Consider the following 26,383-nt stretch of genomic DNA (forward strand, 5'->3'; position numbering starts at 1 on the left):
ATGGCGCGCAAGGTCACTGGACGTCATGTCGCGATCTCGACCGTGGCCGCGTGGCTGGCCGGTTTCGTGATCTTCTTCCCGATCCTGTGGATGGTGCTGGCGAGCTTCAAGACCGAGCTGGAGGCGTTCGCGACGCCGCCGTCGTTCCTGTTCTTCCACTGGACCACCGAGAACTACGTCACCGTGCAGGAGCGCAGCGACTATCTGCACCACGCGCTGAACTCGCTGATCATCGCCGGCGGTTCGACCCTGATCGCGATGCTGATCGCGATCCCTGCGGCGTGGTCGATGGCGTTTGCGCCGACCAAGCGCACCAAGGACATCCTGCTCTGGATGCTCTCGACCAAGATGATGCCTCCGGTCGGCGTGCTCGTGCCGATCTATCTCATCTACAAGAATTTCGGTCTGCTCGACACCCGCACCGGGCTGGTCTTCATCCTGTGCCTCGGCAATTTGCCGATCGTGATCTGGATGCTGTTCACCTACTTCAAGGAGATCCCGAAGGACATCCTCGAGGCGGCTCGGATGGACGGCGCCACGATCGGGCGCGAGCTGATCTACGTGCTGACGCCGATGGCGATCCCGGGGCTGGCCTCGACCCTTCTCCTGAACCTGATCCTGGCCTGGAACGAGGCGTTCTGGACCTTGAACCTGTCGACCCTGAATGCGGCGCCGCTGACGACCTTCATCGCGTCCTATTCGAGCCCGGAAGGCCTGTTCTGGGCGCGGCTGTCGGCGGCCTCCACGCTCGCGATCGCGCCGATCCTGATCATCGGCTGGTTCAGCCAGAAGCAGCTCGTGCGCGGGCTGACCTTCGGCGCAGTGAAGTAACGAAAGGTCTGACCATGGGACGGATCACGCTGGAAGGTGTGCAGAAATCGTTCGGGCCGGTCCACATCATCAAGGGCGCCGATCTCGACATTCCCGACGGCGCCTTCGTGGTGTTCGTCGGCCCCTCCGGCTGCGGCAAGACTACGCTGCTGCGGCTGATCGCGGGACTCGAGGACGTCTCCGGCGGACGGATCCTGATCGACGGCAACAATGTCGTCGATGTGCCACCGGCCAAGCGCGGGCTGTCGATGGTGTTCCAGTCCTACGCGCTGTATCCGCATATGAGCGTGCGCGGCAACATCGCCTTCGGCCTGAAGATGGCCGGGCTGCCGAGGGCCGAGATCAACCAGAAGGTCGAGGCGGCCGCGGCCACCTTGAACCTCACGCCCTATCTCGATCGAAAGCCGCGCGAGCTTTCCGGCGGCCAGCGCCAGCGCGTCGCGATCGGCCGCGCCATCGTGCGCGAGCCCAAAGCCTTCCTGTTCGACGAACCGCTGTCCAATCTCGATGCCGCGCTGCGCGTGCAGATGCGGCTCGAGGTGACGCGGCTGCAGAAGCAGCTCGGCACCACCGCGATCTACGTGACGCACGACCAGGTCGAGGCCATGACCATGGCCGACAAGATCGTGGTGCTGAACGCCGGCCGCATCGAGCAATATGGCTCGCCGATCGAGCTCTATCAGCGCCCCGCCAATCTGTTCGTCGCCAGCTTCATCGGCTCGCCGAAGATGAACCTCATCACCGGCGCGGAAGCGGACAAACACCATGCGACCACGATCGGCGTGCGGCCCGAGCATGTCGCGGTCGTCGACGACGGCGGCGAGGGCTGGCCCGGCAAGGTGGTGATCGCCGAGCATCTCGGCAGCGACACCTTTCTCTACGTCGATGCCGGCGCGCTCGGGACGCTCACCGTGCGCGTCGTCGGCGAGAAACGACTCGGTGCCGGCGACACTGTGACGCTGCGGCCCGAGCCCAGCCGCATCTACCGCTTCGACGAGAGCGGCAATTCGATCTTCGCATGAGAGGTGACGTCCCCTCCGGGCGTCAACGACAACAACGGACCACGACGATGTATCTCGAAAAATTCAAACTGAACGGCAAGACCGCGTTGGTCACCGGCGGCGGGCAGGGCATTGGCCTGGCTTGCGTCGAGGCGCTGGCGGAGGCGGGCGCGCATGTCGTGATCGCCGATCGCGACGCCAAGGCGGCGGCGGACGGGCAGGCGGCGATGAAGGCCAAGGGCTATGACACCGAGACCGCGCTGATGGACGTCACCAACTCGGCTCAGGTCAACGAGGTGGCCGACGATCTGGTCGCGCGCTACGGCGGCATCGACATCCTCGTCAACAATGCCGGCATCGCGCGCAGCGAGACGCCGGCCGAGACCGTCACCGACGAGCACTGGCTGAACGTGCTGGACGTCAATCTCAACGGCACCTTCTGGTGCTGCCGCGCCTTCGGCAAGCACATGCTGGCGGCCAACAGTGGCGCCATCGTCAACATCGGCTCGATGTCCGGCTTCATCGTCAACAAGCCGCAGGAGCAGTGCTTCTACAACGCGTCCAAGGCTGCGGTGCACCATCTGACCAAGTCGCTGGCGGCCGAATGGGGCGCGCGCGGCATCCGCGTCAACGCGGTCGCGCCGACCTATATCGAGACGCCGCTGAACGCCTTCGTGAAGAGCAATCCGCGCATGTACGACGCCTGGATCGGCGGAACCCCGATGGGCCGCATGGGTCAGGTCGAGGAGATTGCCTCGGTGGTGTTGTTCCTCGCTTCCGAGGCGGCAAGTTTGATGACCGGCAGCGTCGTCGTTGTCGATGGCGGCTACACTTGCTGGTAAGCTCGCGTCAGAATTGACGGGAGCGAAACATGCGGCAGGCGTTCATCGGTGTCGATGTCGGCACAACCAGCACGCGCGCCGGGATTTTTGACGGCAACGGCCGGCTGCTTGCCGCGGCGCGGCATCCGATCCAGACTTGGCACGAGGCCGGTGATGTCGTCGAGCAGTCGTCCGACGACATCTGGCGTGCGTGCTGCGCGTCGGTCAAAGCCGCGCTAGCGGAGGCCGCGATCGCGCCGGAGCTGATCAAGGGGGTCGGCTTCGATGCCACCTGCTCGCTGGTGGTGCTGGACCGCCAGGGCGCGCCGGTCACCGTCAGCGGCTCCGGCGACGCCAGCCGCAATGTCATCGTGTGGATGGATCATCGCGCGCTGACGGAGGCGCGCGACATCAATGCGACCCAAGACGAGGTGCTGTGCTATGTCGGCGGCTCGATCTCGCCGGAGATGGAGATGCCGAAGCTGCTGTGGCTGAAGCGGCATCTGCGCAAGAGTTTCGATGCGGCCGGCCATTTCTTCGATCTCGCCGACTTCCTCACCTGGCGTGCGTCAGGCTCTCTGGCGCGCTCGATGTGCACCGTCACCTGCAAATGGAATTATCTGGCGCACGAGACGCGCTGGAGTGCGGCCTTCTTTCGCCGTATCGGGCTGGAGGATTTCGTCAGCGAGGATTATGCGCGGATCGGCACCGAGATCGTCGCGCCCGGTACGCCGCTCGGCCGTGGGCTGTCGCAGGACGCGGCCGAACAACTCGGGCTCGTCGCGGGTACGCCGGTCGGAGCCGCGCTGATCGATGCCCATGCCGGCGGCATCGGCGCCATCGGTGGCCGCGCGGCTGACGGCGGCGAGGTCGATGTCTGCGACCGCCTCGCCTACATCATGGGGACTTCGGCCTGCATCATGGCGACGACGCGGGTGCCGTCCTTCGTGTCCGGCGTGTGGGGACCGTATTATCAGGGCATGGTGCCTGGGTTCTGGCTCAACGAGGGTGGCCAGTCTGCCGCGGGGGCGGCGATCGATCATCTGCTGCGCTCGCACCCGGCCGCGGCCGAGGCGACCGCTGCGGCGCGCGCGGAAGGGCTCGACCTGATCACCCTGCTCGAAAAACGGATCATGGCGCGGGTGCCGAATGCCGGCAGCGCGGCGCTGCTGGCGCGTGATCTTCACATTCTCCCGGAATTTCTCGGCAACCGCTCGCCCTATGCCGATCCGGACTCGCGCGCCGTCATTGCCGGCCTCGATCTCGATGCCGATGTCTCCGCGATGGAGCGGCTGTTCATGGCCGCGTTGTGCGGGCTCGCCTATGGCCTTGCCGACGTCATCGATGCCTTCGCCGCCAACGGTGTTACCAGCCGGACGCTGGTCATGGCGGGTGGCGCCTCACGCAGCCCGCTGGTACGCCAGATCATGGCAGATACGACCGGGATGGCGGTGGCGCTGCCGGGCACCCAGGAGCCGGTGCTGCTCGGTGCGGCCATGCTCGGCGCAGTCGCCAGCGGCGCTTTCCGCTCGATCGGCGATACGATGGCCTCGATGTCCTCGCTAGGGCGTCTCAGCGACCCGACCGATCCGAACATCGCGGCCTTCCATCGCCGCAAGCGGCGCATCCACGGCATGCTGCGGACGCTTGATCGCGACAGCCGTTCCGTGATGCATGGCGTCCATGGGGAGGCATGACCATGATCCTGAGCTGCGGCGATGCGCTGATCGATTTCGTCCCGGCCAGATTGGCCGACGGGCGCGATGCCTTGCGGCCAGTGGTCGGCGGCTCCTGCCTGAACGTCGCCGTCGGCGTGGCGCGGCTCGGCGCGCCCACGGGCTTCGTCGGAGGCATCTCGACCGACCTGTTCGGCACCATGATCGCGGCGCATGCCCAAGGCTCGAACGTCGACCTCGGCTACGCCACGCGCAGCCCGGACCAGACCACGCTCGCTTTCGTGCGCCATGTCGGCAGCGAGGCGCAGTATGCCTTCTACGACGCCGAGACCGCCGCGCGGAAGTGGACGTTCCGGCCAGGCAGTATTGCCTTTGGAGACATCGACGCCATCCATGTCGGATCGACCACGCTGATCCACGATCTCGGTGCCGCGGAGACCCGTGCGCTGATCGCCGCCACGCAGGGCGCGGTGACGATCTCCTTCGACCCGAACTGCCGTCCGAATCTGGTGACTGATAAGGCCGGCTACCGCGCTGACATGGATGTGTTCGCCGCGAGCGCCGACCTGATCAAGATGTCGGATGTCGATTTCGACTATCTGCATGGCCACGATGACTACGCTGCGCGGGCGGACGCGCTGCTGGCGCGCGGCACCAGCCTGGTCGTCGTCACGCGGGGTCCCAAGGGGGCGCTCGGCTGGCATGCGCAGGCCGGCGCGGTCGAGGTCGCGGTCCCCGCGATCGAGGTGGTCGATACGATCGGCGCCGGCGACTCCTTCCAGGCGGGGCTGTTGTTCGCGCTGCGCAAGCTCGGCCGCATCGACCGGGAGGCCCTGAGCGGATTGAGCCAGACCGAAATGCGCAAGGCGCTCGCCTTTGCCGCAGCCTGTGCGGCCGTGACCTGCACCCGCGAGGGCGCCGACCCGCCGCGCTGGGACGACGTGGCTGCAACCTGGGATCGCCTGGGCTGAAGCTCCCCATTGCACTCGTCATTGGGAACTGGTTGGCTGTTCCCCCGTCATATGTGAGTACCGGACGAGGAAGCGCGATCGCGAGACTCCTCTGCCCGGGCCGCGGAAATCTTGACGCGACAAAGAGTTGCAGGGAGGAGAACCATGGCACCCGCCGCACGGACCGAGCCGCTGTCCCGTCACGCGCTGGCCTTCGTGTTGGCTGGCGGACGCGGCAGCCGGCTGCTGGAGCTGACCGACCGGCGCGCCAAGCCCGCCGTCTATTTCGGCGGCAAGTCGCGCATCATCGATTTCGCGCTGTCGAACGCCGTCAATTCCGGCATCCGGCGCATCGCCGTGGCGACACAGTACAAGGCGCACAGCCTGATCCGGCATCTGCAGATGGGCTGGAACTTCTTCCGCCCCGAGCGCAACGAGAGCTTCGACATCCTGCCGGCGAGCCAGCGCGTCTCCGAGACGATGTGGTACGTCGGCACGGCCGACGCCGTGTACCAGAACATCGACATTCTCGAGACCTACAACACGAAATACATCGTCGTGCTGGCCGGCGACCACATCTACAAGATGGACTACGAGCTGATGCTGCAGCAGCATGTCGACCAGCGCGCCGACGTCACCGTCGGCTGCCTGGAGATGCCGCGCGAGGACTCCTCAGGCTTCGGCGTCATGCACATCAATGAGGACGACACGATCCGCGATTTCATCGAGAAGCCGGCCGATCCGCCGCCGATGCCGGGCAAGCCCGACAAGTCGCTCGCGAGCATGGGCATCTACGTGTTCGACGCCAAATTCCTGTTCGAGGAGCTGAAGCGCGACGCCGCGGACCCGAACTCCAACCATGATTTCGGCCGCGACATCATTCCCTACATCGTCAGGAACGGCCGCGCCGTGGCGCACCAGTTCTCGCGCTCCTGTGTCCGCGCCGCCCACGATCAGGGCAGCTACTGGCGCGACGTTGGAACGGTGGACGCGTATTGGGCGGCCAATCTGGATCTGACGGACGTCGTGCCCGAGCTCGATCTCTACGATCGCTCCTGGCCGCTCTGGACCTATTCTGAGATCACGCCGCCGGCCAAGTTCGTCCATGACACGGATGGACGCCGCGGCGAGGCGACCTGCTCCCTGGTGTCCGGGGGCTGCATCGTCTCCGGCGCCCAGGTGCAGCGCTCGCTGCTGTTCACCGGTGCTCATCTGCATTCCTATGCCAAGCTGCAGAACGCGGTGCTGTTGCCCTACGTCAACGTCGCGCGCCATGCGCGCCTGACCAACGTGGTGGTCGATCGCGGCGTGCAGATTCCGGAGGGGCTGGTGGTCGGCGAAGATCCGGAATTCGACGCCAAGCGGTTCAGGACCACGGAGAACGGCGTGACCTTGATTACCCAGCCGATGATCGACGGGCTCAATTCATGACGCCACTGCGCGTTCTGTCGGTTGCGTCGGAGGTCTATCCCATCGTCAAGACGGGCGGCCTCGCCGATGTCGTCGGCGCCCTGCCGTGGGCGCTGATGGCGGAGGACGTCGAGGTCCGCACGCTGATCCCGGGTTATCCCGCAGTCATGAAGGCGCTGGAGCAGGCCAGCGAGATCAGCTCGCTGCCGAACTTCTTCGGCGGCAACGCCCGGCTGCTCGGCGGCAGCCATGGCGCGCTCGACCTGTTCGTGCTCGACGCGCCGCATCTCTACGACCGCGAGGGCAACCCCTATCTGGGGCCCGACGGCAAGGACTGGCCGGACAATGCGTTCCGCTTCGCGGCACTGGCCCGCGCGGCGTCCTATATCGGGCTCGGCGCGGTGCCGGCTTTCGTGCCCGATGTCGTCCACGGCCACGACTGGCAGGCTGGGCTGGTGCCGGCCTATCTGCTGTACAGCCACCGGCCGCATCCCGGCACGGTCGTGACCGTGCACAATCTGGCGTTCCAGGGCCGCTTTCCGCGCCACTTCCTGCCGCCGCTCGGCCTGCCGCCGGAATCCTTCTCGATCTACGGCCTCGAATATTACGGCGACATCAGCTTCCTCAAGGCGGGACTGCAATTCGCCGACAAGATCACGACGGTGTCGCCGACCTATGCGCGGGAAATCCAGAGCGACGAGCAGGGCATGGGCCTCGGCGGCCTGCTGCGTCAGCGTGCGTCCGACCTCGTCGGCATCCTGAACGGGATCGACACGGCGGTGTGGGATCCCGGCAGCGATCCGGCGATCGCCTCGCATTTCGGCATCGACCGGATCGAGGCGCGGGTGCCCAACAAGGCCGCGCTGCAGGCGCGCATGGGCCTGCAGGTGGCGCCGGAGACGTTCCTGCTCGGCGTCGTCAGCCGGTTGACCTCGCAGAAGGGGCTCGACCTGCTGCTGTCCTGCCTGCCGACCTTGACCAGTAGCGGCATCCAGCTGGCGCTGCTCGGCGACGGCGAGGCCGAGCTGCGCGACGCGTTCCGTGCCGCGGCCGCGAACGATCCCGCAAAGATCGGCGTCGTCATCGGCTACGACGAGGGCTTGGCGCATCTCATCCAGGCCGGCTGCGATGCGCTGGTGGTGCCGTCGCGGTTCGAGCCGTGCGGGCTGACGCAGCTCTGCGCCCTGCGCTACGGCGCGCTGCCGATCGTCACTGCGGTGGGCGGTCTTGCCGACACCGTCATTGACGAGACCGAGGCCGGCGTCGCCGCAACCGGGTTCAAGTGCGCGTCCGTGACAGCGGAGGCGCTCGATCAGACCCTGCGCCGCGCCGCTGCGGCCTTCTACGCCGCGCGCAGCAACGCCTCGAACTGGACCCGCATGCAGCTCAATGCGATGCTGACCGACGTCTCCTGGCGCCACCGCGCCGGCCGTTACGCCGAACTCTACCGGCAGATCGTCGCGCAGCGGCGTCCGGCAGGCTGAGCGCCACGGCGTACGGGTCGGGAGGCCTATGCCTCGATGAGAACCTTCAACGCATGGGTCTTGGCCGCGGCGCCGAACGTCTCGTAGGCATCGAGGATCTGATCAAGCCTGAAGCGATGGGTGATCAGCCGCTTCGGTTCGAGCTTGCGCGACTGCACCGTCTTCAGCAGCATCGGCGTCGTCACCGTATCGACCAGCCGCGTCGTGATCGCGATGTTGCGGTCCCACAGCTTCTCCAGATGCAGGTCGGCCTTGACCCCATGCACGCCGACATTGGCAATGGTGCCGCCGGGGGCGATGATGTCCTCGCAGGTCACGAACGTGGCGGGCATGCCGACTGCCTCGATCGCGGTGTCGACGCCGCGGCCATTCGTCAGCGCCAGGACCTTCTCGACGGCCTTGCCGTCGGCGTTGTTGACGACGCTGGTGGCGCCGAAGCGAGTGGCGACCTCGAGCCGGTTGTCGTCGAGGTCGATCATGATGATCTCGGCCGGCGAATAGAACTGTGCCGTCAGCAGCGCCGCCAATCCGATCGGGCCGGCGCCGACGATCGCCACCGCCGATCCCGGCTCGACCTTGCCGTTGAGCACGCCGCATTCGAAACCGGTCGGCAGGATGTCGCTCAACATCACCAGCGCATCCTCCTCAGTCCCAGGAGGCACGTGGTAGAGGCTGGTGTCGGCGTGAGGGGTGCGAACATACTCCGCCTGCGTGCCGTCGATCTTGTTGCCGAGGATCCAGCCGCCATGGCGGCAATGCGAATACATGCCGCGCCGGCAATAGTCGCAGGTTCCGCAGGCCGAGATGCAGGAGATGATGACGTGGTCGCCCGGCTTGAACGCGCGCACGGCGCTGCCAACCGCGTCGACCACGCCGACGCCCTCGTGGCCGAGAATGCGGCCCGGTGTACATGTCGGCACGTCACCCTTGAGAATGTGAAGGTCGGTGCCGCAGATCGTCGTCTTCAGGATTTTGACCACCGCATCGCCAGGCTCGATGATGGTCGGCTTCGGGCGCTCGTCGAGAGATTTCTGGCCGGGACCATGATAGACCAGGGCTTTCATGACGTACCTCCGCAGGTTGCTTCCCGGAGGATGGATGGCGCCAGAGAGGTCGCGCGCCGTTGAGGCGTATCAATCCTGGCCAGAGTCCCTATCACTATCGTGTGTCCCGGGTGGCCAGGACGAAAGGCGACGGCGGACGCGCGTCGCGCCTCCAATGCAGTCCAGCCCGGCTCGGATCACATGCGCATCGCTCTGGACGCATCGGTGCGGCTCGCGGATAGTCTCCCGGCTTCCTACAATTCCGCGTGAGATTTCATGACCGACAACCAGCCTTCGTCCGAGTCCTTCGACCTGATCATCCGCGGCGGCACCGTCATCGACGGCACGCGTGCGCCACGCTTCGAGGCGGATGTCGGCATCAAGGACGGCCGCATCGTCGCCATCGGCGGGCTTGACGGCCGGCGAGCCAGGCGGGAGATCGACGCCACCGGCCTCATCGTTGCTCCGGGCTTCATCGACTCCCACACCCATGACGACAGCGCCGTGCTGGTCGATCCCGACATGACCTGCAAGGTCTCGCAGGGGGTGACCTCCGTCGTGACCGGCAATTGCGGCGTCAGCATCGCGCCGCTGAAGCCGGGCTCGCCGCGGCCGATGCCGCTCGGCTTGCTATCGCCGAGCGAGGGACAGGTGGTCGAGTATGCCGCGTTCGCCGACTACGTCGCCGCGCTGCGCACGGCGCCCGCGGCGGTCAACGTGGCGCCCATGGTCGGCCACACCGCGCTGCGTGCGTCGGTCGTGAGCGACCTCGGCCGGGCCGCGACGGACGTGGAGATCGCCGAGATGCGCGCGCATGTGCAGGAGGCGCTCGACGCCGGCGCCATCGGCGTCTCGACCGGGACGTTCTATCCGCCGGCGGAGGCGGCGCCGACCGAGGAGATCATCGAGGTGTGCCGTCCGCTCACAGGCAGCGGCGGCGTCTATGCCACGCATATGCGCAACGAGGCGAACGAGGTGATCCAGTCGCTGGAGGAGAGCTTTGCCATCGGCAAGGCGCTCGACGTCCAGGTCGTGATCTCGCATCACAAGGTGGTGGGGCCAGCGAATTTCGGCCGCACCAGGGAGACGCTGCCGCTGATCACGAAGGCGATGAGCTGCCAATGCGTCGCACTCGACTGCTATCCCTACAACGCCTCGTCGACCATGCTGCACACCGACCCGGCCAAGCTGCAGGTCAAGGTCGTCGTCGCGGCCTCCGGACCCCATCCGGAAATGGCGGGTCGGGATCTCGCCGACATCGCCGCTGGCTGGGGCGTCGAGCGGCTCGAAGCCGCCAAGCGGCTGCAGCCGGCGTCGGCGATCTACTTCGCGATGGACGAGGCCGACGTGCAGACCATCCTCGCCTTCGAGCCCACCATGATCGGCTCCGACGGCCTGCCGTTCGGCGAGCGTCCGCATCCGCGGCTCTGGGGCACGTTCCCGCGCGTGCTCGGCTACTACTGCCGCGAGCTCGAGCTGTTCTCGCTGGAGACCGCGGTGTGGAAGATGAGCGGGCTGACCGCGCAGAATTTCGGCGTCGAGGGACGCGGCACGATCGCGGTCGGCAACCATGCCGACATCACGATCTTCGATGCCGCCAGCGTCCGGGACAGCGCGACCTATGATGCCCCCTGCGTGCCGGCCGCCGGCATCGAGGCCGTCATCGTCAATGGCGCGCTGACCTGGTGGCAGGGCACGCACCAGAAGGCGCGTGCGGGGCAGGTGATCACGCGCGGATCACGGCAGTGATCTAGCTAGATCGTGAACGGGCGCTGGCTGTCGTACTCACGATCTTCCTTGCCGATCCTGTAATGGTTCGGCGATTGCGTCGGCAGCATCTTGCGCTGAATCTGAAGGTGGAAATCGTTGTAGTTGCCCTTGAATTGACCGTTCGCCCAGACCAGCAGCAGCGCCGCGGTGAAGACGCTGTTGATGGCGCCATCGAATGACACCTGATTGTCCTGGCAGCCCGAGATCAGACGGATGCTGGCCTTGGCGACATCCCTCGACTCCGCACCCGGCGCGCCCTTTGCGGCCCGGCCGATGGCTTCATAAAATGCGCGGTTCTGCTCATAAGTACGAAGGGCGATATCCTGCGGCAAGAACTTGGGCGCATAGCTGATCCCTTTCGTCGCGGCCCTGCCGGCCACGGCGATATCCAAATTCCCCGCGAAGCCGGCGGCCTGCGCCATCTCGTAGTAGCTCACCTTGGCCACAGTGCCGCTATGGCAGGAATCGGAGAGAATCAGAACACGAACACCATCGGCGATCGCGCCGTACACGCGATAGAGTTCATCATCGATCATCTGTCCGTCATAGAGGCACCAGGTCTCATCGAGTGCGTCGATCTCGTCACCATCGAGGTCCGGAACCTGGCTGCCGTGGCCCGAATAGGTCAGCAGCAGAATGTCTCCGCTGTTCAAGTCGCGGGCGGCCATCGTCAGCATGTCGGTCACGGCGCCGCGCGTGGCCTGCTCGCTGAGCAGAATGCCGGTCCGATAGCCCGCCGTCTTCGCAATCGCCTCCATTGCGCGCGCATCATTCTCACAGGCGTTCAGCTTGCCGTCCCACCCAGCATAGTGCTTCGGATCCAGCCGATTGAGACCGATATGCAGCGAAATGCCCTTGGCCATTTCCGTCCCCCTGATGTCTCGGCTCGCAAACATCAAGCCGGCGGTTCGAGCCGATTGCCGCTTTCCGTGACCACCCAGGCGCAGACCGCGCAGATCGCATCGCCGTAGTCGCCGTGCCAACGGCAGTTCGCGCGGATCGAACACCGCGGCAGCGCCACGGTCCGCTCATTCGGCAAGAGCTCCAGCCCGTGCTCGTTCAGGATCTTGGCGACACCACAGCGCTTGCCGTCCCACTTTCCGCAGCCGCGCGCGAGGCACGGCGACGAGAAGCGGAAGCGCTGTTCCGGCGGACGTCCCTGCCGGGCGATCGCGACGAAGGCGGCGTCGACCTCGAAGCGCTCGGGAATGAAATCGATCCGGCCCTCGGCATTGACGATGCCGAGCAGCGTGTTGCCGTCGGCGCAGCGCGAACTCGGGCACATCGGCACCGACTTCGGCTTCACGGATGCTGCATCGGACATCGCCTGAACGCCTCTCGATTAGCTCTCGCCTCGCCCGGCTTGCTTGGTCTGGACATCGCCGTGATCCGAACGTGTGCCGGGCATTCGACCGCACTCAGGGATTATCCAGCTTCGGTCGATAGACAGCTCCGTAAATGTGGGAGCCAGGTCCCGCTCCGAACGCCTTGATCTGCGACAGCGGCGTCGCAACCATGTCGCCGCGCGTATCGAGCTTTGCGATTTCAGCCGTCACCGCCTTCTGAATGGCTTGCTCGATCTCAGACTTCAACTGGCCGGAGAGCGGACCGCCATCGATCTGAGCGACGAAGCGCTCCATCTCCGGCGCCGGCGCCGCCTTGGCGCCTCCACGCTTCGCAATCTCAGCGTCCAAAGCGGCCAGCGCAGCGACAAGATCACCCTGGACGCCGACGATCTGGCGCGCATGGTCGCGCAACGACACCAGATCGTCGATGGATGCGGGCCCTTTGACGGCCGCCGCCAACGCGTTGCCAATGGCAACGCCATAGACCATGATTGCTCCACCGGCGAAGGATGCGATTCCGCCAGCTGTACTCTTCTCGGTCATGATGTCCTCCTCCAGACCTTCAAGGCGCTGACTGAAGATCGATCGTGGCGATCAGACCCGCAGTGGCGCCGCCGTGCGTTCCCCCGAACGATTGGATTTGAGACAACGCCGTGATCTTCAGGTCGCCGCCGCTATCGTGAGCGGCAATGGCAGCCTTCACCGCATTATTGACGGCCTGCTCGATGCTCTGTCTCGCCTGTGGCTCGATCGGAAGGCCGGTGATCTGCACGGTGAAGCGTTCGGATGGCACGACCTCGGCAGGCGCCGCGCCCTTGGCGGCCGCCTGTCCGCCGCGCTTGACGATTTCCTCGTCGAGCGCGTTCACCGCAGAAACCAGATCGCCTTGAGCGTCGACGATCGCCTTCGCGTGCGAGCGCAATGTGACCAACTCGTCCAGAGTGATACCGCCACTTGCGAGCGCATTGCCGATCGCAAGGCCGTACAGAGGCACCACTCCGCCTGGAACGCCTTCCTTCGCCAAATTCGCCTCCCTCGTCCTCTATACAATCTAAGGTTAGTATTTTACGATACCAATCGTCAACGATGTCGCGGCAAATTTCATGTTCTCTCGTGTACCCCACGCCGATACCGAGATGCCGGTCCGATCAATCCCTTCCGGCGGCTTGCCTACCGCTCAACCGCGCTATGTGGTCTGGGAGATCACGCTCCTCTGCAACCTGAAGTGCAGCCATTGCGGGTCCCGGGCCGGCGCACCTCGCAATGACGAACTGACCACCGCGGAATGCATCGCTCTGATTGGCGAACTTGCGCGCGCTGGCACGAAGGAGATCGTTCTGATCGGCGGCGAAGCTTACCTCCGCCCCGATTGGCTGGTCCTCGTCGAGGAGATCACTCGCAACGGCATTGTCTGCGGCCTGCAGACCGGCGCCCGGGCACTCACGGAAGCGAAGATCGAAGCAGCCGCGCGCGCCGGACTCAAGACCGTCGGCGTTTCCATCGACGGCCCGGCCGCTACACATGATCGGCTCCGCGGTATCAAGGGCAGCCACGGCCAAGCGGTGGCCGCGATCCGGAACGCGCGAAAGCATGGGCTGATGGCGACCGCCAACTCGCAGGTCAATCGTCTTACCCTGGGCGGCCTGCGCGACATTTTCGATACGATCATCGACGCCGGGGCCTCCGCCTGGCAGATTCAGCTCACCGTGCCCATGGGCAATGCGGCCGATGCTCCATCCTTGCTGCTGCAGCCCTTCGATCTCGCTGCGCTGATGCCGGAGCTGTTTGCACTGTTCGAAGAGGGCCTCGATCGCGGCCTGCAGCTTATGCCCGGTAACAACATCGGGTATTTTGGCCCATACGAAGCGGCTTGGCGCAGTACCTCCGGACGATTCGAATACTACGGCGGCTGCCAGGCCGGACGGGCTGGCCTGGGAATCGAGGCTGACGGCGCCATCAAGGGCTGCCCGTCGCTCCCCACGGCCGCCTATGTCGGCGGCAATATCCGCGATCGATCATTTACCGACATCTGGAACGACAGCGCCGAACTGCGTTTCATGCGCGATCTCGACGAGAGCCGCGGGCGCCGCTGGGGGTTCTGCGCCAAATGCTACTACGGTCCGATGTGCCGCGCCGGGTGCAGTTGGACCACGCACGTGCTGTCGGGACGGCCTGGCAACAATCCGTTCTGCCACTACCGGGTATTGCGGCTGGCCGAACGCGGCTGGCGCGAGGTGATCGTGCAGCGGACGAGGCCATCGGGACGACAGCCGTTCGACCATGGCTGCTTCGACATCATGATCGAGGACGCCCACGGCCGCCGATACGGCCAGGAAGTGTACGCGAGCGACGAGTTCCAGGATCTCGCGCCTGACGCGGCGGCGAGGCTGGACCAGCTGCTGCTCTGCGAGTCCTGCAAGCACTTCTTCTATCAGGGAGAGCCGGAATGCCCGCATTGCCACGCAGGCGCGGACGCAACGAACAGTGCCGATGATCACGTGCGGGTCGTGCAACGCGTCATGCACCACCACAACGAGATCGAACAAATCCTGCGCCGTATCGCGGCGCCCGCCTGACCGAAGGGCGCCTCCGCAGGTTGAGCGGAGTCGTTCGTCGGTACCTGCGGCCGCGGGAAGGCGCTGGCGAAAGTCGTCTGGTCCAATCAAACCCAACCGAGGAGAGTATCCCATGAATGCAAATGAAGACGTCAGAGCCGCGCTGGCGAACATTCCCGTGTCCTGGCTGCACATGCCGGCTCTGGCGTTCGCTGAAGCAGGAGCAGCGGGCGCGAAGGAATTCGGGCCGAAGATCGCGCCCGCCGTGCTGGCGCTCGGCGCTGCAGCCGCAGGAGCGATCATCGGCGGTGGCCTGCAACTCACGCATCAATACCTTCACGACAGCAAAGCCGGACCTGTATCGTATCAGGGCATCGACAAGGTGATCTGCACGGCGACCTTCGCCGAGATCGAAGCAGCCGCAACGCGCATCTACCAGGAGTCCGCCCAGGCCAAGGACGGCAATGCGCTGCAGCAGATCATCGATACTGCGGCAGGCGCGAAGTTCGTTCCGGCGCTGGCGCCCGTTGCCGGAGCGGCGGCGGCCTTCATTGCCGGTGTCTATGCCGGTGCTGCGGCGGCACGTCACTGATCAACAGTGAAACTGATCAACGCTGAAGGCGGCGCGCGGCTTGCCCGTGCGCCGGTTTCACCGGCGCGGCATCGCATGATGCCGACCGAGTCGACGGGCGGCTTTGGCCCCCCGGGCATCGTGGACGGCGCGTGCGCCAGACCCGCCGCTACCAGTGGCGGCAAACCGTTCCGGTCGCAGCATAGCTCAGCGGAATGGCGATGGGCCTGAGTTTTCTTACTCGTTCGTCCATTTGAGCCTTGGCGGATTTGCCGAGTTCAAAATGCCCGCCCCGCGGCGCGCGGTGGCCTATCCATCCAATTGGCGATCCAATTTTGGCGTCGGCACCAGCATGAACAGGCGTAGCCTGGATCGCTAGCTAAGCCGCTGCAGCCATCGCGCGCGCGAATTCCGGATAGCATTCGGCGAGCTCGTCGAGGATCCGGCCGCGGATCAGCTCGACCGTCGCCCGGTCCGGCGCGGGCGTGGGCGGCACGATCTCCGGCACCGTATAATCGAATCCGGTGCGATCGCGCACGTCGTCGGCGGAGTAGCCTGGGTGCACCGAGCGCAGCCGGAAGCTGCCGCGCTCGCGGTCGAAATCGAACAGCGCCAGATTGGTCAGCAGCGCCTGCGGGCCGCCGCGCCGCTTCACCTCCGGCGTGGTCGCGGCGGCGCTGACGAAATCCACCTTCGGCACCAACACGCGCGGCGAATGCTCTTCGCGAAACAGGATCACCCGCGGAATGAGATGGTAGAGATAGGCCGAGCCGAACGAGCCCGGCCAGCGCACATCCATCCGCGGATAGTCGCCGGTGCCGACCAGGTTGATGTTGCCGCTGCCGTCGATCTGACCGCCGCCGAGAAAGAACGCGTCGACGCGGCCCTGCGCGGCGCAGTCGAACAGCTCGACGCCACCATTGGTGAAGAAATTGTGCCGGCTCGAGCCGAGGATCGAGATGCGGACCGGCGGCTTGCCCGCTTGCGAGTTCCGTGCGCGCAGCAGCATCGCGCCGGCCGCCGGGATCGGCGACGAGGCGCCGACAGCGACATGGCGGATGCCATCGAGCAGGTCGGCGATGGTGGTGATCAGCAGCTCCTTGCGCGCGCGTTCATCGTGCATGGTCATGCCACCTCCTTGCAGCGGGTCAGGAAGGCGGAGAGATAGCTGCGAAAGCCCTCGTCGGTGCGCGCCATCGCGGCGTAGCGCGCCAGCTCTGCGCCATCGGTCTCGTATTCATCCCACAGCGGCAGCGGCCAGGCCCCGTTCGCGGCCACCGCGATGGCATCGACATACAGCGCCGGCAGCACGCCGGCCGCCGAGTCTTCGGTTGCCATCAAATCGCGATCGACGATGCGCTCGACGGTGACCAGCGTGCGCTTCGCCGCATAGGCCATCGTCGCCAGCTCGCGGTAGCGACCGATGCGGACATTGCCGAAGCGGTCGGCCTCGGGAGCATGAAACAGCGCCACGTCGGGCGTGATCGCCGGCACCACGACCACCTTGCCGGGCTCGCCGACCGGACTGTCGATCACCTTCCAATCGGGGCGGACCTGCAGCAGATCGCTGCCGATGATGCCTGCGATCGGCATGAACGGCACGCCCTTCTGCCCGGCCAGCAGGCCGGCATGGATCGCAGGGCAGGTGGCATCGCGCAGGCGGATGCTGCCGTCGCGCACGGCCGAGACGAAGCGCGGTGCGCCGCCGGCCTCGCCGAGCGAGACGGCGCTGGTTTCCACCACCGCGGCCACGCCGGCGCCGATCAGCAGATCGGCCTGGAGGCCTGATATCGGCACGCAGACGAGATGCAGTCCGGTGAGGCCGGCCTCGATCATGGCCGCCGTCGCCGCCATCGAGACGCCGGCACGGTCGACCGGGATCGCGATCGATTGCCCCGGTGCGATGGATGCGACGAGCGCCTCCAGACCGACCATCTCCGTCATCGGCGTATCCTCCCGTTGTTGCTTTGCCGCGCAGTTTAGCGATGCCCCGCGGACCTGTCAGTGCTGGTATGCGATCGTCGAGCCGCGGATGATGAGCTCCGGCGCCAGGACGATGTGGTCGGTCGCTGCCTCGCGCCCGGCAAGGCGGTCGAGCAGCAGCCGCGCCGCGGCTTCCCCCATGTCGCGCTGGGCGATCCGCACCGTGGTCAGCGGCGGCGCGACCATGTCGACGAACGGCATGTCGTTGTGGCCGACCACGGAGATATCACCGGGGCAGGTCAGGCCGCGCGCGGCGAGCGCGTCATAGACGCCGAGCGCCAGCAGATCATTGGCGGCGACGATCGCGGTCGGACGCGTCCGCCGCGCGAGCAGGCGCAGCGCAGCCTCGCGACCCGCCGCCCGCGTATAGGCTTCGACGGCTTCGACCGGCGCATGGCGGGCGGACAGTCCCGCGACCCTGATGCTGGCCTCGAAGCCGGCGCGGCGCCGTGCACCGGTCGAGATGTGCTGCGGGCCCGCGACGTGACCGATGCAGCGGTGGCCGAGCGCGACGAGATGCTGGACGGCGAGACGCATGCCGGCGGCATCGTCGCTGGCTGCCGAGGGCAGGAGTCCGGCGGCATCGACGCGATTGACCAGCACCACCGGTAGCGCCGCGTCCAGGCAGTGCTTCACGACATCGTCGCGCAAGCTCACCGTCGCCAGCACCAGACCGTCGACGCCGCGGGCAATCAGCCGGTCGACCAGATCCTGCTCCGAGCCCTTGCTGCCGACGTCGACGACGATCGTCGCATAGCCCTCGGCGTTGAGATGATCGGCGATGCCGGACAGCACGGGCGGGAAGCCGGGATCGGCGATATCGGGCGCGAGCACACCGATCAGGCCGCTGCGCCCGGTGCGCAGGCCCTTGGCGGCCATGTTCAGCCGATAGCCGAGCGCGTTGGCGGCGGCCTGGATCCGCTCCACGACATCGCCCGCCACCAGATGCTTCATGGCCGGGCTGAGCGCGCGCGACACCGTGGAGGGATGCACGTCGCAGCGCGCGGCGACGTCCTTGATCGTCGGGCGTGAGGACGCCGTTGCGCGCGGGCTCCTTGTCGATGGCGACGTCCGTTTCATCCCCGCTCCCCGATGCCGCAGCGCAACGACGTTTTGATCGCGCGGTACCTTGACACATTTTGTGTGCGTGCAATAAATCCGGCTCTGCAATCGATTGCAACAGCACAATGGGAAACGTCCACATGACAGCCAGCGCGTTGAAGCCGCATCTGGTCAGTCCGGAGCATCTCGATCCGCATTGGCGCTGGGGGCGGGCGATTCCGTCGCATGGCCATGTCTCGGTGGATTTCGAGCGCCGCGTCGATTTCGACAGGTTGCGGCGCTACCGACTGGCGCGGGCGCGCGCGGCGCTGAAGGCGTCGGGCTATGGTGCGCTGCTGCTGTTCGACGTCAACAATATTCGCTACGTGTCCGGCACCAAGATCGGCGAATGGGAGCGCGACAAGCTGTGCCGTTTCGCGCTGCTGGCCGGCGACGGCGAGCCGATCGTGTGGGATTTCGGTTCGGCAGCCGTCCACCATCGTCTGTTCTGCGACTGGCTGGCGCCGGAGAACTGCCGCGCCGGCATGCTCGGGATGCGCGGCACCGTGCCGCCCGCGGTCGGGCTGATGAAGGCGCATGCCGAGGAGGTCATGAGCCTTTTGCGCGCTGCAGGTGTTGCCGACATGCCGGTCGGTGTCGACCTTGCGGAAACTGCGATGTTCTTCGAGCTGCAGAAGGCCGGCATGAAGGTGGTCGATGGCCAGCAGGTCATGCTGGACGCGCGCGAGATCAAGAACATCGACGAGATCATGCTGCTCAACCAGGCCGCGGCCATGGTCGACGGCGTCTATCATTCGATCTACGAGCACCTGAAGCCGGGCGTGCGTGAGAACGACATCGTCGCGCTTGCCAACAAGATGCTCTACGAGATGGGCTCCGACGACGTCGAGGCGATCAATGCCATCTCCGGTGAGCGCTGCAATCCGCATCCGCATAATTTCACCGACCGCATCCTGCGTCCGGGCGACCAGGCGTTCTTCGACATCCTGCAGTCCTATCAGGGCTACCGGACCTGCTACTACCGCACTTTCAACGTCGGCCGCGCCACGCCGGCGCAGCACGACGCCTACAAGCAGTGCCGCGAATGGCTCGATCATGCGATCGCGCTGATCAAGCCGGGCGTCTCGACCGACACCGTCGCCAAGGTCTGGCCTAAGGCCGAGGAGTTCGGCTTTCCCTCGGAGATGGCCGCCTTCGGCCTGCAGTTCGGCCACGGCCTCGGGCTCGCGCTGCATGAGCGCCCGATCATCTCGCGGCTGGTCTCGCTGGACAATCCGATGGAGATCAAGACCGGGATGGTGTTCGCGCTCGAGACCTACTGTCCGGCGACCGACGGCTTCTCGGCCGCGCGGATCGAGGAGGAGGTGGTGGTCACCGACAAGGGCTGTCAGGTGATCACGCTGTTCCCGGCCGAGGAATTGCCGATCGCCAACCGCTATTGAGCGAACGGACGGTGCGACCAGGAGAGTGGTCTTCGTGTTTTCGTCATTGCGAGCGAAGCGAAGCAATCCAGGGCGGCATCCGTGACTCTGGATTGCTTCGTCGCTTCGCTCCTCGCAATGACCGCATCCGTGATAAGTAGGACGAGGAGACGACAATGACCACGACGCATTCGCTCGGCTGGATCGGCATGGGGCGCATGGGCTATCCGATGGCCGAGCGCCTGCTCAAGGCCGACCACAAGGTGTCGATCTACAATCGCACCCGTGCCAAGGCCGAGCCGCTGGCGGCGAAAGGCGGCGTGATCGTCGATCATCCCCGTGATCTCGCCGCGTGCGACATCGTGTTCACGATGGTGTCGACGGGCAAGGATCTCGAGCAGGTCTATTTCGGCGACAACGGCCTGGTGGCTGCCAGTTCCGGATCGCGTCCCCGGATCCTGGTGGACTGCTCCTCGATCGGCATCGAGCAGTCGGAGGCGATCGCCGCCAGGCTCGTTCGACTGGGCTGTGAGTTCGTGCGCGCGCCGGTGTCCGGCAACGGCAAATGCGTCAAGGCCGGCAAGCTGTCGTCGGTCGTCTCCGGCCCCAAGGCCGCATTCGAGGTCATCGCACCCTATCTGGCGAAGATCGCTGTCTCCGGCGTGTCCTATGTCGGCGAGGGCGAGCTCGCGCGCATCTGCAAGATCGCGCACAATGTCTTCCTCGGCGTCGTGATCCAGAACCTCGCCGAGATCACCATCCTGGCGCAGAAGGCCGGCGTGCCGCGCCATGCCTTCCTGAACTTCATGAACGCCAGCGTCATGGGCTCGACTTTCACGAAGTACAAGAGCAACGCGCTGGTCAATCTCGACTGGACCACGACCTTCACGCCGCCGCTGCTGCGCAAGGATCTCGATCTCGGCCTGTCGGCGGCGCGCCAGCTCGACGTCGCGATGCCGGTGACGGCCGCGACGCGCGAGGCATTGCAGGCCCATGTCGGCGCGGCCTCGCTGCAGGCCGATCCTGCCGGCTATCTGGAGAAGGATTTTGCCGCGCTGCTCGAGACCGTGGCGCTCGCCGCCGGCCTCAAGCTGCAGCCCGAGAATGTGCCGATGCCGACCGGGCTGGAGACCGAGGGATAATCCGGCTCAGCTCGCGGTGAGCGCCCGCCAGCGGGTGTCGCGCGCGGAGGGGCGGCGGTGCAGGCGGGCATCGAGCAGGTCTCGCGCCTGGGCCAGCGCGCCGCTGCGGATCAGCGCCAGGATGTAGGTGTCCTCGATCACCTCGCGCTGGGCGTGGCTGCCGCCGATGCGGGGGAGATCGCCGATGACGGGCGCAAGCTCGCGCGCGCATCCGCGCCAATTGTCATCGGCGAACGCACGCAGTGCCCGCAACATGTGCGGCACGATGCGCCCGGCCGGCAGCCTGCCCTCGGCCTGCCGCCGCTCGATCGCGGCAAGGCGTCCCTTGAGCGCGGCGCTGTCATGCGTTGCTGCCGCGATCATCACCAGATGCATCTCGGCGAAGGCGAGGGTCGAACCCGTGAAGCGCGTGCTCGCATAGGCCGCCGTGTCGGCCCATGCGTTGGGCGGCACCGGTTGCTCGTCAGCCATCAGCCGCCACAGCAGCGAGGCGCAGTCGGACAGGGTGTTGAGCGGGGGCGCCGAGTCCATCGTCGGCACCAGCACGTCGGTATAGACCGCCCGCGCCTTGTCGGTATCGCCCCGGTCCAGCGCGCCGAGCGCCTGGTGCCAGCAGATATGGCCATGCAGCATTCCCGTGCGGTCATAGTCGCCGATCCACCCCTCGACGAGCGCATCGGCCTCGTCCACCGCGCCTTCCTCGAACATCGCATGCAGCAGCGCATGCACGGCATAGGCGTTGTGCCGGCGCAGCGCGAAGCTGCGCTCGGTGACGGCGCGGCCCTTCGCCAACTCGCCGGCCTCGGTCAGGGCCCAGCCATGGTTGGACATGAACCACCAGTCCTCGCCATAATCAGCGGCGAAGCGGTCGCAGAGGTCGCGGCGGGCGGCATCGTGATCGGCGCGGCCGGAGAAGGCGAGCAGGCCGAAAGCGCCGAGCGGGAGCGCCATGATCATGGCGTCCCGCGGCCAGTTCGCCAGATGCGCCAGGGTCGATGTCAGCGCGTCAGTGCCGCGTCCCTCGATGGCGAGCACCAGGGTCGCGACATGGCTCTGCTCGCGCGGGGTGCCGCGCTTGGCAGCGAGATCGCGGGCGCGTGCGATGGTCTGCAGCGCCGCCTCGCGCTGCATGTAGATCGCGTGGATGCGAGCACGCGCCGCGTGCGCCAGCGCGAACTCCGGATCGAGCATGATCGCCCGCTCGAACGCGTCAATGGCCCCGGGCCAGAATGCGAGCAGCAGATCCATGCCCTCGCGATAGGCTGCGGCCGCGTCAGTGGAGGCGGTCGACAGTGGCAGGCCGTAGCGATCCTCCTCCATCTTTAGCCCACCCGCGGCCTGCGGCCCTCGATCGGATAGGCCGGATCGTTGTAGCCCGGCGTCGAGGCGTGACCGGTCACGACCAGCCGGTCGATCAGCGCCTCGTCGTCGGCGGCAAAGGGATAGTCGAGCGCGCGGATGTAATCGTCCCATTGCGCCTCGGTGCGCGGACCCGCGATCACGGAGCTGATGAAGGCGGAGTTGAGCACCCAGGACACGGCGAACTGTCCCGGCGTGAAGCCCTTCGTCTCGGCGTGACGCTTGATCTCCTGCGCCAGCTTCAACGATTCGGGCCGCCACTCGGTCTGCATCATTCGCGTATCGTTGCGGCCGGCGCGGGTGTCCATGTCCGGCGGCGCATCGGGGCTGTACTTTCCGGTGAGCACGCCGCGCGCCAGCGGGCTGTAGGGCACGACGCCGAGGCCGTAATAGCCGCAGGCCGGCAGGTGCTCGACCTCCGGCATCCGGTTCATCGCATTGTAGTACGGCTGGCTGACGACAGGGCGGTCGATGCCGATGGCGTCGCAGAGATTGCAGATCTCGGCGAGCCGCCAGGCGCGGTAGTTGGAGACGCCGAAATAGCGGATCTTGCCGGCACGCATGAGATCGCCGATCGCGCGCACGGTTTCCTCGAGCGGCGTCGCGTGATCTTCCTTGTGCAGGTAGTAGATGTCGATGTGACCGGTGCCGAGCCGCCGCAGGCTTTCGTCGGCAGCCCGCAGCACCCAGCGCCGCGACAGGCCGGCGCGGTTGGGATCGTCGCCCATCGGGTTGGCGAGCTTGGTGGCGACGATCCAGCGGTCGCGCTCGCGCGCGATGGCGCGGCCGACCACCTCTTCCGAGACGCCTTTATTGTAGGCATCCGCGGTGTCGATGAAGTTGATGCCGGCGTCGCGCGCTTTGGCGATGATGCGGGCGGATGCCGGCTCGTCGGTGGGACCGCCGAACATCATCGTGCCCAGGCAGATCGGCGACACTTTCAGGCCGGAACGGCCGAGCTGGCGATAGTCCATTGATGCCTCATTCTTGCCACACGCGCGCATGGGTTTGATAGGACGATAAACCCATCAACGCGTCATTGCGAGCGCAGCGAAGCAATCCAGAGTCCTTTCCGCCACCCTGGATTGCTTCGTCGCTGCGCTCCTCGCAATGACGGCGGAGCGAGTGACCCCTATTCGCTCTTCAAGATCTTGAACACGCCCGAGGCCATCGCGATCACGCGAGGTCCGGCCGTGACCTCGGTGGTGATGAACACCAGGCTGCGGGTGATCCGCACCACATGCGGCCGCGACACCAGGGTCTCGCCGATCTTGCCGGACTCGACGAAATGCGTGTCGAACTGGATCGTCGCCATGTGCTCCTTGCCCGCGGCGTAGCGGGCCGTCATGCCACAACTGCGGTCGGCCAGCGTCATGATCACGCCGCCCTGGACCAGGCCGCGGCGGTTGTGGTGCTTGTCCTCGGTGACGATGGCGTACTCGTGGACACCGCCGACGACCCGCTGCCACAGCGGGCCGATCAGATGCAGGAAACCGGAGGTGTCGACGATCTCCCAGCCGTCGGACGTCATCCTGGCCGCGGCCGATTTCGTCATCGCTGAAGACCCTTCCCGTTGTGGCCCGAGCCGGCCTGGAGGTCGTTTCATCTGTCGCCGGCCTGGTGTAGTCAAGCTGCATGCCGATGCCGTTCGACGATGCCACCAGGCGGAAAATCGCAAGCTGCTGCGCGGGCTTCGTGCGGCTGGAGGCGACTGCGGCGGCGGCCTCGCTGAAGCGCGCGGCGGTGGTGATCGCGCTGGCCCCCCACCACGAGACCGGCAACACGGCGCTGCTGCTCACTCTGCGTGCCGCAGGGCTGCGCAGCCATGGCGGGCAATGGGCACTGCCGGGCGGACGCTGCGACGCCGGCGAAACGACGGTCGAGGCCGCCCTGCGCGAGCTCGCAGAGGAGCTCGGGCTGATCCTGGCGCCGGATGCGGTGTTGGGCCTGCTCGACGACTATCCGACACGGTCCGGCTATCTGATTACCCCGGTCGTGGTATGGGCGGCCAATGGCCGCACGCTGCGGCCGAATCCGGACGAGGTCTCCTCGGTGCACCGGATCGGCCTGGATGCGATCACGGCGGACGACGCGTTCGACTTCACCGTGATCCCCGAGAGCACGCGGCGCGTGATCCGCTTTCACGCCCGCGAGGGCCTCATTCACGCGCCCACCGCAGCGCTGATCTATCAGTTCCGCGAGGTGCTGTCCGGCCGCGACACCCGGGTGCATGAGCTGGAACAGCCGGTGTTTGCCTGGAAGTAGCCGCCGTTTCGGCTACAAGGGCGGCATGCTTCATCAGCCGATTCGCACGCTTGTCCTGATTGTCGCCTGCGCGGTCGCGGGCGCACCGCCATTGCTGGCCGGGGAACCCGCGCCAGTCGCAGCTCCGCGCGATGCCTTGGCCCAGATGGCCTCGCCCGCCGCGATCGCGGAGTACCAACGCAGGCTCGCCGAATATCAGCAGGCGCGGGCGGTGTTCGACCAGGAGGCGGGCGCCTATTGGAAGGCGATCTCCGATAAGCGCCGCATCCGCAACGCCAAGCGTCGCGACCGCCAGCCGATTGGGCTCGACGACTATGTGCTGGAGCAGCCGCCGGTCTACACCGGGCCGAAGCGGCCGGTGAACCCCGAGCCGGAACCTGAGGGCGAGCCGCGCGAGCGCAAATACATCCCCGTGGTCGCCGACCTCGTCAAGGCGGCACAGGAGCATTTCCAATGGTCGCCGCAGCGCCCTGCCAACGACATCGATTTCAAGCGCGCCTATGCGCGCTTCGCCGCGGCGTCGGGACTGACGCGCGAGCAGGCGGTGCGCGTCTATGCCTTCGAGACCGGCGGCAACGGCAAGCACGACTCGCAATCGGGCTTCAAGGGCAACCGCGCGATCTCGACCGCGATCGGCTACAATCAGCTCTTGACCACCAACAGCGTCGAGCTGCTGGCCGAGCAGGGCCCGCTGTTCATCCGCCTGCTCGGCGAACGCGTGGCGCGGACGTCCGGCCCGGCACGCGGCGCGATGGAGCACAAGCTCGCGGTCCTGAAGAAGATGGTCGCGATCGCGCGCTCCGTGCCGGACGACTGGTCGGCGCATGAGAAGATCGGCAACACGCCGCAAGGCTGGGCCATGCATGCGATGGTGCTCGACATCGACGTCGGGCCGATGCTGCAGACCCACAAGCTCTTGACCTCGGTGCTGTTCGCACGCGCCAAGGGCTACACGCGGCCGCTTTCGGCCGCCGAGCTCGAGATGATGAATCTCACCGGCGACGGCACGGGCTTCGACATGGTGACGATGCCGCTCGAGATGCGCGATCAGGTTCCGACCGCCAACTTCTTCCAGCGCGGCGGCTACGAGCGCAATCCGGTCGCCGTTCGCCACAACACCGTGGCGAAGCTGCTTGCGGTGACGGATTCCAGGATGGACTCGCTCAGCAGCCTGCCCGGCGCCAAGGAGCTGGCGGCCGCGTTCTGAGGCTGCGCTCGCTCGCCCTTACTCATCCGCGCCGAACGAGAAGCTGCCGTCGCCGTCGAGATAGGGGGCCGTCCGCATGTAGAGCTGACCGTTCTGGCCGACGAAGAACAGCGTGCCCTTCGGTACCTTCTTGGCGCCCTTGAGCAGCATGTCGGCGTTCTTGGTGCCCATCTTGTAGGCGAGCGTCCGGCCATCCTTGCCATAGGCGTAGCCCATGTCGGGCTTCAGCTCCCACGGCTCCGGTGGCGCCGCGCGCACCGCGCTGGTCAGTGCACCCAGCGCACCGAGGGCGATCAGGGCTTTCAGAACCAAGCTCTTCATGTCCTCCTCCAATCGATGTCGCCTCGAACAAATCACGAACGCTGACGCGACGTCAACGTCGCCCCGTCGCAGTGCAGTGATCGTTGGGCGGATTTTCCATTCGCCGATCTCGCGATTATCCTGCAGCGTGGTTTAGAAACATAGGCCAAGAAAACAATTTGGGGA

The 26,383-nt window shown here is 66.3% G+C and carries 26 protein-coding genes; 14 read left to right on the top strand and 12 right to left on the bottom strand.

Annotated features, from left to right (window positions below):
* From ACQR0W_RS28510 to glgA, 7 genes are all read left to right on the top strand, one after another.
* A complete protein-coding gene (locus ACQR0W_RS28510) occupies positions 1 to 831 on the top strand; it encodes a carbohydrate ABC transporter permease (protein ID WP_316170757.1) in 831 nt (276 codons plus the stop codon).
* A gap of 14 nt (positions 832 to 845) precedes the next feature.
* Entirely contained in the window at positions 846 to 1,853 is a 1,008-nt protein-coding gene (locus tag ACQR0W_RS28515; RefSeq protein WP_316170758.1) for an ABC transporter ATP-binding protein, read from the top strand.
* A gap of 47 nt (positions 1,854 to 1,900) precedes the next feature.
* Positions 1,901 to 2,674, top strand: a complete 774-nt coding sequence (locus ACQR0W_RS28520) for an SDR family NAD(P)-dependent oxidoreductase (protein WP_315826535.1) — start codon at positions 1,901 to 1,903, stop codon at positions 2,672 to 2,674.
* A 29-nt stretch (positions 2,675 to 2,703) separates the two neighbouring features.
* Positions 2,704 to 4,350 (top strand): FGGY-family carbohydrate kinase, encoded by a 1,647-nt coding sequence (locus ACQR0W_RS28525; protein ID WP_316170759.1) that lies wholly within the window; start codon positions 2,704 to 2,706, stop codon positions 4,348 to 4,350.
* Between the two features lie 2 nt (positions 4,351 to 4,352).
* Positions 4,353 to 5,300 (top strand): carbohydrate kinase family protein, encoded by a 948-nt coding sequence (locus ACQR0W_RS28530; RefSeq protein ID WP_316170760.1) that lies wholly within the window; start codon positions 4,353 to 4,355, stop codon positions 5,298 to 5,300.
* 144 nt (positions 5,301 to 5,444) lie between these two features.
* A complete protein-coding gene (glgC, locus tag ACQR0W_RS28535; RefSeq protein WP_316170761.1) occupies positions 5,445 to 6,710 on the top strand; it encodes a glucose-1-phosphate adenylyltransferase in 1,266 nt (421 codons plus the stop codon).
* Positions 6,707 to 8,173 carry a glycogen synthase GlgA gene (gene glgA / locus ACQR0W_RS28540; protein WP_316170762.1) on the top strand — a complete coding sequence of 489 codons (1,467 nt, stop codon included), beginning with the start codon at positions 6,707 to 6,709 and terminating at the stop codon, positions 8,171 to 8,173. The genes glgC and glgA overlap by 4 nt, the downstream gene beginning before the upstream one ends.
* Before the next feature lie 26 nt (positions 8,174 to 8,199).
* On the opposite strand, the gene ACQR0W_RS28545 is transcribed toward glgA, so the two are convergent.
* On the bottom strand, positions 8,200 to 9,237 hold the full coding sequence (locus ACQR0W_RS28545; protein WP_315826538.1) for a zinc-dependent alcohol dehydrogenase family protein: 1,038 nt from the start codon (positions 9,235 to 9,237) through the stop codon (positions 8,200 to 8,202).
* A 255-nt stretch (positions 9,238 to 9,492) separates the two neighbouring features.
* On the opposite strand from ACQR0W_RS28545, the gene ACQR0W_RS28550 reads away from it, so the two are divergent.
* Complete coding sequence (locus ACQR0W_RS28550) at positions 9,493 to 10,965, top strand: N-acyl-D-amino-acid deacylase family protein (protein ID WP_316170763.1); 1,473 nt, start codon at positions 9,493 to 9,495, stop codon at positions 10,963 to 10,965.
* A gap of 5 nt (positions 10,966 to 10,970) precedes the next feature.
* Here the strand turns inward: ACQR0W_RS28550 and ACQR0W_RS28555 are convergent, their stop codons facing one another.
* The 4 genes from ACQR0W_RS28555 to ACQR0W_RS28570 form a co-directional block, all read right to left on the bottom strand.
* Complete coding sequence (locus tag ACQR0W_RS28555; protein ID WP_316187192.1) at positions 10,971 to 11,849, bottom strand: caspase family protein; 879 nt, start codon at positions 11,847 to 11,849, stop codon at positions 10,971 to 10,973.
* A 32-nt stretch (positions 11,850 to 11,881) separates the two neighbouring features.
* Positions 11,882 to 12,310 carry a hypothetical protein gene (locus tag ACQR0W_RS28560; RefSeq protein WP_315826541.1) on the bottom strand — a complete coding sequence of 143 codons (429 nt, stop codon included), beginning with the start codon at positions 12,308 to 12,310 and terminating at the stop codon, positions 11,882 to 11,884.
* Positions 12,311 to 12,404: 94 nt separating this feature from the next.
* Positions 12,405 to 12,791, bottom strand: coding sequence for a hypothetical protein (locus ACQR0W_RS28565; RefSeq protein WP_434840872.1), 387 nt, complete (start codon positions 12,789 to 12,791; stop codon positions 12,405 to 12,407).
* A gap of 103 nt (positions 12,792 to 12,894) precedes the next feature.
* The gene (locus ACQR0W_RS28570; protein ID WP_315716327.1) at positions 12,895 to 13,356 is read right to left on the bottom strand and encodes a DUF1843 domain-containing protein; all 462 of its coding nucleotides are present in this window, start codon (positions 13,354 to 13,356) and stop codon (positions 12,895 to 12,897) included.
* Between the two features lie 79 nt (positions 13,357 to 13,435).
* On the opposite strand from ACQR0W_RS28570, the gene ACQR0W_RS28575 reads away from it, so the two are divergent.
* Both ACQR0W_RS28575 and ACQR0W_RS28580 read left to right on the top strand, forming a co-directional pair.
* A complete protein-coding gene (locus ACQR0W_RS28575; protein ID WP_316170765.1) occupies positions 13,436 to 14,908 on the top strand; it encodes a radical SAM/SPASM domain-containing protein in 1,473 nt (490 codons plus the stop codon).
* Positions 14,909 to 15,020: 112 nt separating this feature from the next.
* Positions 15,021 to 15,479, top strand: coding sequence for a hypothetical protein (locus ACQR0W_RS28580; protein WP_315716325.1), 459 nt, complete (start codon positions 15,021 to 15,023; stop codon positions 15,477 to 15,479).
* Positions 15,480 to 15,837: 358 nt separating this feature from the next.
* On the opposite strand, the gene ACQR0W_RS28585 is transcribed toward ACQR0W_RS28580, so the two are convergent.
* Genes ACQR0W_RS28585 through ACQR0W_RS28595 form a run of 3 tightly spaced genes read right to left on the bottom strand, consistent with a single transcriptional unit; the run spans position 15,838 to position 18,521 of the window.
* The gene (locus ACQR0W_RS28585) at positions 15,838 to 16,587 is read right to left on the bottom strand and encodes a CoA-transferase (RefSeq protein ID WP_316170766.1); all 750 of its coding nucleotides are present in this window, start codon (positions 16,585 to 16,587) and stop codon (positions 15,838 to 15,840) included.
* On the bottom strand, positions 16,584 to 17,402 hold the full coding sequence (locus ACQR0W_RS28590; RefSeq protein WP_316170767.1) for a CoA transferase subunit A: 819 nt from the start codon (positions 17,400 to 17,402) through the stop codon (positions 16,584 to 16,586). The genes ACQR0W_RS28585 and ACQR0W_RS28590 overlap by 4 nt, the downstream gene beginning before the upstream one ends.
* A gap of 57 nt (positions 17,403 to 17,459) precedes the next feature.
* Positions 17,460 to 18,521 carry a LacI family DNA-binding transcriptional regulator gene (locus ACQR0W_RS28595; RefSeq protein ID WP_316170768.1) on the bottom strand — a complete coding sequence of 354 codons (1,062 nt, stop codon included), beginning with the start codon at positions 18,519 to 18,521 and terminating at the stop codon, positions 17,460 to 17,462.
* 122 nt (positions 18,522 to 18,643) lie between these two features.
* Between ACQR0W_RS28595 and ACQR0W_RS28600 the strand changes: the two genes are divergently transcribed.
* Positions 18,644 to 19,945, top strand: a complete 1,302-nt coding sequence (locus tag ACQR0W_RS28600) for a M24 family metallopeptidase (protein ID WP_316170769.1) — start codon at positions 18,644 to 18,646, stop codon at positions 19,943 to 19,945.
* A 155-nt stretch (positions 19,946 to 20,100) separates the two neighbouring features.
* On the top strand, positions 20,101 to 21,066 hold the full coding sequence (locus ACQR0W_RS28605) for an NAD(P)-dependent oxidoreductase (protein WP_316170770.1): 966 nt from the start codon (positions 20,101 to 20,103) through the stop codon (positions 21,064 to 21,066).
* Between the two features lie 6 nt (positions 21,067 to 21,072).
* Here the strand turns inward: ACQR0W_RS28605 and ACQR0W_RS28610 are convergent, their stop codons facing one another.
* The 3 genes from ACQR0W_RS28610 to ACQR0W_RS28620 form a co-directional block, all read right to left on the bottom strand.
* Entirely contained in the window at positions 21,073 to 22,386 is a 1,314-nt protein-coding gene (locus tag ACQR0W_RS28610) for a tetratricopeptide repeat protein (protein ID WP_316165539.1), read from the bottom strand.
* 2 nt (positions 22,387 to 22,388) lie between these two features.
* Positions 22,389 to 23,399, bottom strand: coding sequence for an aldo/keto reductase (locus ACQR0W_RS28615; protein ID WP_316170771.1), 1,011 nt, complete (start codon positions 23,397 to 23,399; stop codon positions 22,389 to 22,391).
* A gap of 158 nt (positions 23,400 to 23,557) precedes the next feature.
* Positions 23,558 to 23,980 (bottom strand): PaaI family thioesterase, encoded by a 423-nt coding sequence (locus ACQR0W_RS28620; RefSeq protein WP_315716316.1) that lies wholly within the window; start codon positions 23,978 to 23,980, stop codon positions 23,558 to 23,560.
* 80 nt (positions 23,981 to 24,060) lie between these two features.
* On the opposite strand from ACQR0W_RS28620, the gene ACQR0W_RS28625 reads away from it, so the two are divergent.
* Both ACQR0W_RS28625 and ACQR0W_RS28630 read left to right on the top strand, forming a co-directional pair.
* Positions 24,061 to 24,690, top strand: coding sequence for an NUDIX hydrolase (locus tag ACQR0W_RS28625; protein WP_316170772.1), 630 nt, complete (start codon positions 24,061 to 24,063; stop codon positions 24,688 to 24,690).
* 25 nt (positions 24,691 to 24,715) lie between these two features.
* Complete coding sequence (locus ACQR0W_RS28630) at positions 24,716 to 25,897, top strand: hypothetical protein (protein ID WP_316170773.1); 1,182 nt, start codon at positions 24,716 to 24,718, stop codon at positions 25,895 to 25,897.
* Positions 25,898 to 25,915: 18 nt separating this feature from the next.
* Here the strand turns inward: ACQR0W_RS28630 and ACQR0W_RS28635 are convergent, their stop codons facing one another.
* A complete protein-coding gene (locus ACQR0W_RS28635; protein WP_315716313.1) occupies positions 25,916 to 26,218 on the bottom strand; it encodes a hypothetical protein in 303 nt (100 codons plus the stop codon).
* Positions 26,219 to 26,383 lie beyond the last annotated feature (165 nt).

Origin of the sequence: Bradyrhizobium sp. HKCCYLRH1034 (genome assembly GCF_051168375.1) — a bacterium.
In the GTDB taxonomy this organism is placed as follows: Bacteria; Pseudomonadota; Alphaproteobacteria; order Rhizobiales; family Xanthobacteraceae; genus Bradyrhizobium.